The 2,183-nt window shown below is 73.7% G+C and carries 2 protein-coding genes and 1 pseudogene; 1 reads left to right on the top strand and 2 read right to left on the bottom strand.

Features of this window, described 5'->3' with window-relative positions; genetic code table 11:
- On the top strand, positions 1-719 hold a 719-nt coding region (locus tag H5J33_RS32180), incomplete at its 5' end, for a cell wall metabolism sensor histidine kinase WalK (protein WP_258565555.1).
- Positions 720-762: 43 nt separating this feature from the next.
- On the opposite strand, the gene H5J33_RS32175 is transcribed toward H5J33_RS32180, so the two are convergent.
- Positions 763-1,857, bottom strand: a complete 1,095-nt coding sequence (locus H5J33_RS32175; protein WP_181798262.1) for a serine hydrolase — start codon at positions 1,855-1,857, stop codon at positions 763-765.
- Positions 1,857-2,183: pseudogene (locus tag H5J33_RS32170) on the bottom strand (L-seryl-tRNA(Sec) selenium transferase); the annotation flags it as partial. The pseudogene H5J33_RS32170 and the gene H5J33_RS32175, both read right to left, overlap by 1 nt.

The raw sequence follows: 2,183 nt of genomic DNA, 5'->3' as shown, positions 1-2,183 counted from the left end.
TGCTGGGCCACGTCGAGGACGCGCTCACCCAGCGGCACGCCGGCCAGGAGCGGCTGCGCCGGTTCGCCGCCGACGCCAGCCACGAACTGCGCACCCCGGTCGCCTCGGTGCGCGGCCATGCCGAACTGGGTCTGTTGCACCCCGGCCCGGTGCCGCCCGAGGTCACCAGGGCACTGGAGCGGATCGCAGCCGAGGCGTCACGGATGGGCCTGATGGTGGACGACCTGCTGCTGCTCGCCCGCCTCGACGCGGGCCGCCCGCTCGAGCGCGGCCCGGTCGACCTGACCCGGCTGGTCCTGGACGCGGTCACCGACGCCCGTGCCGCGGGCCCCGGCCACCGCTGGACCCTGGATCTGCCCGAGGACCCGGTCACGGTCACCGGAGACGCGCACCGCCTCCACCAGGTGGTCGCCAACCTGCTGGCCAACGCGCGTCTGCACACGCCCGCGGACACCGAGATCACGGTCACCCTGGAGCCCCGCCCCGGCACCGTCCGCCTTCGCGTCCACGACGACGGCCCCGGTATCCCCGAGGAACTACGCCCCGCGGTCTTCGAACGCTTCACCCGCGCCGACCACCGCCGCCACGCGGACGAGTCCGCCCCGGGGGCGGGCCTCGGCCTGTCGATCGTGCTCGCGGTGGTGGAGGCGCACGGCGGGACGGTGGAGGCGGACAGCGAACCGGGGTCCACGACATTCGACGTCACCCTGCCGGAGTGAGGGACGCGGGCGCCGGGGCCGGGACCAGGCTGACCTGTGACGCTCACGGGGCGAAGGCCGCGGACAGGATCCGGGTGACCAGGGCGAGGTCGTTGCCGCCGCCGGTGGTGGGGTTGAAGGAGTACACCAGGCGGCGGCGCAGGTCGCGGGTGGTGAACATGCCGTCGGTGTAGCCGAAGGTGGTGCCGGTCTTGCCCCACACCGTCACGCTGTTGGGCAGAGTCACGCGCATCAGGCCGGCGGCGTAGTAGGCGCGGCCCTGTCCCGGGTCGTCGGCGGTGCCGCCGAGGTAGGGGACGTCGGGGATGTCGAACAGTTCCGCCTGCTCGGCCGGGGGCAGCAGCCGGCCCCGGAAGAGTGCGGTCAGGAAGCGGTCGAGGTCGGCGGTGGTGGATATCATCCCGCCGGCGCCCGGATTCTGTTCGGTGATGTCGATCAGCCGGGATCCGCCGTCCGGCCGGGGTACGGCGATGTAGCCGTGGGAGTGGGGGCCGTGGATCGTGGTGTCGGTTCGCGGGGCGGTGGTCTCGCGCAGGTGCAGCGGTTGCAGGATCCGGGTGGTGATCTCCCGCTGGTAGGTATGCCCGGTGAGGTTCTCGACCAGCATGGCCGCGACGTAGTAGCCGGTGGCCCCGTAGACCTGCATGCGACCGGGCTCGGTGAAGGGGCGTTCGTGCTGGACGGCCTTGGCCACGAGTTCGGCGAGCGGGTGGTTGTCGAAGCGGTGCTCGACGATGCCGCCCGGGATGGTGGGCAGGTCGTCCGAGGTCAGTTCGGGAAGGCTGCTGGTGAAGTTGAGCAGGGTGCGGACGGGGATCGGCGGATAGTCTTCGGGCAGGACGCCCGGCAGGTACCGCTGGACGGGCTGGCCGAGGTCGACGCGGTCCTCGGCGGCCAGTTGCAGCATCACGGTGGCGATAAAGATCTTGGTGACGCTGCCGAGACGGAACCGGCCGTCCACCGGCACCGGCGCGCCGGTCACGATGTCGGCGGTGCCGTACGTCCCGGTCCAGTGGCCGGCCGGCCCGCTCACGCGTGCCAGCACACCCGTGACGCGGTCGGGCTCCATGCCGGTGAGCGCGCGGACCAGCGTGGACTTGCCGTGGTCGACGTGGCCGGCGGTGGCGAGGACCCGCATCACGCCCGCCCGTCCACGGGGGGCTCCTCCGCTCCGGCCCGGTGCACCGCGGTGCGGGCCGACCGTACGGCCTGGGCGAGCCGGTCGTCGTCCTCGGGCGGAACCGATCCGAGGTCCAGCAGGCAGCGGCCCGCATCCAGCCGGCCGACGACCGGGAGACGACCGGTGCGCAGGGCGGCGGCGTACGGTTCGGGCAGGGACAGGGCGGCGCTGGGCAGGGTCACTCCGGGCGCGCCTCCCCCGCCGACGGTGGCGGCGCTGGTGACGGCCCGTACGTCGATCCCGTCGGCGTCCAGCGCGGCGGCGAGCCGGTCGGCCCGCGCCCT

The sequence above is a fragment of the Streptomyces sp. WELS2 genome, from assembly GCF_013870595.1.
Lineage (GTDB): Bacteria > Actinomycetota > Actinomycetes > Streptomycetales > Streptomycetaceae > Streptomyces.
The sequence above is the reverse complement of the archived record's forward strand: the minus strand, read 5'-3'. Positions and strand labels throughout refer to the sequence as shown.